Origin of the sequence: Neolewinella persica DSM 23188 (assembly GCF_000373105.1) — a bacterium.
Taxonomy (GTDB): Bacteria; Bacteroidota; Bacteroidia; order Chitinophagales; family Saprospiraceae; genus Neolewinella; species Neolewinella persica.
On sequence record NZ_KB890440.1, the window covers coordinates 1 to 3,304 of the forward strand.

The 3,304-nt window shown below is 51.5% G+C and carries 3 protein-coding genes; all 3 read right to left on the reverse strand.

The features are described 5' to 3' along the window. Positions 1–317: 317 nt before the first annotated feature. The 3 genes from B036_RS29810 to B036_RS0117070 are packed head-to-tail and all read right to left on the reverse strand — an operon-like array spanning position 318 to position 3,133. Positions 318–950, reverse strand: a complete 633-nt coding sequence (locus B036_RS29810; protein ID WP_020569946.1) for an ABC transporter ATP-binding protein — start codon at positions 948–950, stop codon at positions 318–320. Next, positions 940–1,740, reverse strand: a complete 801-nt coding sequence (gene lpxA, locus B036_RS0117065) for an acyl-ACP--UDP-N-acetylglucosamine O-acyltransferase (protein ID WP_020569947.1) — start codon at positions 1,738–1,740, stop codon at positions 940–942. Before lpxA ends, B036_RS29810 begins: the two co-directional genes overlap by 11 nt. 1 nt (position 1,741) lies before the next feature. Next, positions 1,742–3,133, reverse strand: coding sequence for a bifunctional UDP-3-O-[3-hydroxymyristoyl] N-acetylglucosamine deacetylase/3-hydroxyacyl-ACP dehydratase (locus B036_RS0117070; RefSeq protein ID WP_020569948.1), 1,392 nt, complete (start codon positions 3,131–3,133; stop codon positions 1,742–1,744). Positions 3,134–3,304 lie beyond the last annotated feature (171 nt).

Consider the following 3,304-nt stretch of genomic DNA (forward strand, 5'->3'; position numbering starts at 1 on the left):
CTGACGGGTGTAACGATCTACTTGACGAAGGAGAAATGGACCTGCTTTTCGCTTTATTGGAGTAGTTGCTTTATCTTGCAGTAACTTTAAAAACATAGGCCTTTTGAGTTTTTCTTGAAGTGTGAGAACTCCTCGAAAATACACAAAAGGCCTAATTTTTTGTCATCGCCAAAATTCGGGATGACTCATGTTTGTTCCCCGGCACTTGTGCCGGTTGATTAAGAAAGGTACCCGCACAAGTGCCGCGGAACAAAGCCTACCAAGAGGAAATGGGCGGAGACGCTAACTCATTTTCGTAAGTTGATTATAGCCCGCGTCTAAAGCTCCAAAACCCGCTCACACCCAGCCAGGTCCTGTTCGTCGTTACTGGCAATGACCACAAGACGATCATGCCGGTTAGCGGCCAGTTGATCCTGAAACCAGGTAATGGCTTCCTCATCAAGGGTTACGGTTGGTTCATCAAGCAGCAACAACGAAGTGTTTGCGTAAAGCGCGCTGCCAAGCAAAACCCGCTGACGCATCCCTGAAGAGCAATCAGATAGTTTTCGGTTGCGAACGTGATCCAGTTCAAGCATGGCAGGAATAGCTGCCAGCGCGAGATGGGGAAGAAGTGGTTTGAGCGTAAAGTGGAAACGCAGGAACTCTGCAATGGTTAGTTCTTCGACGATCTCAAGGTAGGGACCAGTCCAACTGACATGTTGATAGATTTGGCCAACGTCGATTTTCTTACCGTCTATATTGAACTCAACCTGACCACGTGATGGGGTCAGCTGACCGCAAAGGAGACGCAGCAGGGTTGATTTGCCGGAACCGTTCCGCCCACGGATGCCGATTTGGGAGCCACTGGTGAAAACATCTGAAAACTCACGGATGATCCAATGCCGGCCGAAGCGTTTGCCCACACCGGTCAGCTCAATACGCAAACGACCTTGTGAGGTCTTAGTCTGCATCGTTGAGGCCCTGGAAGCTGCGAATAATGCCCGTACGTTCTGTCTCCGCAATAAAGCGTACGACGTCATCCCGTTCATTACATACCGGAACCGTTGTTTCGATTTCGGTAATGGCGTTGGTGATGTTCAGGCCCTTAACGTACAACAACCGGTAGATCTCGTGGATGGTATTGATCCGCTCAATGGCAAAGCCCCTGCGCTGTAAACCGATTCGGTTGACACCAATATAGCTTAGGGGTTCGCGCGCTGCGCGGATGTAGGGCGGAACACTTTTACGAACCAAACTGCCGCCAGCGATAAAGCTGTGCTTACCGATACGAACGAACTGTTGTACACCCACCTGACCTTCGATGATAACGTAGTCCTCCAGGACTACGTGGCCAGCGAGGTTGACGTTGTTGGCAATTACGATGCTATCTCCGAGGAGGCAGTCGTGGGCAACGTGGACATAAGCCATCAGGAGGCAGTTCTTACCAACTACCGTCTTACCGGCAGCGGCAGTGCCTCTGTTTACCGTCACATACTCCCGAACGGTCGTACCGTCACCGATTTCTGCAGTGGTGTACTCTCCGGCGAATTTGAGGTCCTGAGGTTTCCCTCCAATGACCGCACCAGGAAAAATTTCCACGTTCTTACCGATACGGGAACCGGCGTAAATCGTGACGTTTGGGCCAATGATGGTTCCATCTCCAATCTCCACATCATCTTCGATGGTGGTAAACGGACCGACGGAAACACCACCACCAATCTTTGCGTTGGGGTGAACAACGCTTAAGGAATGTACGGACATATTAGGGGCGCTTTACAATCTGAGCTACGAGGTCGGCTTCGGAAACAATTTTGTTTCCTACGTAGGCGGTTCCTCGCATTTGGCAGAGCCCCCGACGGATGGGTGCAACGAGCTCCATTTTAAACAGGACGGTGTCTCCGGGAACGACGAAGTTTTTAAACTTAGCATTGTCGATCTTCAGGAAGTAGGTGTCCCAGCCAATGGGGTCTTCCTGCATGGTAAGTACCAATAGGCCACCGGTTTGGGCCATGGCTTCCATCTGAAGAACACCCGGCATTACGTGGTTGCCAGGAAAGTGTCCCTGGAAAAATTCTTCGTTGATGGTAAGGTTCTTGAGGCCTACAATATGGCCTTCTCCCATCTCGATGATCTTGTCGATCAGTAACATGGGGTACCGGTGTGGCATGATCTCCTGGATCTGCTCCGTATTGAATACCGGCGTATCGTTGGGGTTGTAGCGGGGCCGGCCTTTCAGGCGGCGCTGCTCCATATAGGCCTTCTTAAGTAACTTGGTGAACGCTATGTTGGCACCATGCCCTGGCTTAGTAGCCAGGATGCGGCCACGAATCGGAACGCCCAGCAGGCTGATGTCTCCAACAACGTCCAGCAGTTTGTGGCGTGCGGGTTCGTTGTGGAATTTGAGGTCCAGTGTATTAAGGATGCCTGCCTTAGTCACTTCAACGGTCTCCTTACCCATACGCTTCGCCAGCTTGTCCAGCCGTTCCTGCGGAACGATGCGATCCGCAATAACGATGGCATTGGTCAGGTCGCCTCCTTTGATCAAATTGTGCTCAAAGAGCAATTCCAGTTCGTGCAGGAACACGAAGGTCCGGCAGGGGGCGATTTCTTCGGCGTAATCTTCATAGCCACGAAGTGTGGCGTATTGCTGGCCCAGGACCGGGCTGTCGAAGTCGATCATCGAAACCACTTCAAACCCATCATAGGGTAAGGCGACAATCTCCGACCCGGTCTCCTCATCCCGGTAAGTAATGGGCTCTTCCACAATGAAGAACTCCCGTTTGGCATCCTGTTCAGTTATTCCAGCCTTCAATAGCGGAGTGACGAACGGGCTGGCACTCCCATCAAGAATAGGAATTTCACCGCCGTCTAATTCTACCAACAAGTTATCGATCTGGAGTCCGGAGACTGCCGAAAGCAAGTGTTCTACAGTAGAAACCGTTACGCCATCCGAGCCGATGGTGGTCGATCTGTCAGTATTTACCACCCGGTTTACGTCAGCATTGATGACCGGCTGGTTTTCAAGGTCGATACGCTGAAATTTAACCCCATGCCCTTCTGGCGCAGGTTTAAAAGTCAGTTTTACTTCCGCGCCGCTGTGTAACCCTACTCCCTTGAGTGAGAACGATTTGGCGATGGTGCGTTGGTTCATCATGTAATTAATACTGGTGAAGTGGATGTATGGGGGGCTAAATTGGGCGCAAAGATAGGGAAAGTTGGGGAGTCGCTGCGCCCTGATTGCAGAATCGCTTCGCTCCTGTTGCAGGTGTTGCAGGGTCGCTTTGCTCCTGTTGCAGGTGTTGCAGGGTCGCTTTGCTCCTGTTGC

What these genes read in the sequence shown, in the direction of transcription:
- B036_RS29810 (WP_020569946.1), bottom strand. Translation starts at nt 950, where the DNA reads ATGCAGACTAAGACCTCACAAGGTCGTTTGCGTATTGAGCTGACCGGT.
- lpxA (WP_020569947.1), bottom strand. Translation starts at nt 1,740, where the DNA reads ATGTCCGTACATTCCTTAAGCGTTGTTCACCCCAACGCAAAGATTGGT.
- B036_RS0117070 (WP_020569948.1), bottom strand. Translation starts at nt 3,133, where the DNA reads ATGATGAACCAACGCACCATCGCCAAATCGTTCTCACTCAAGGGAGTA.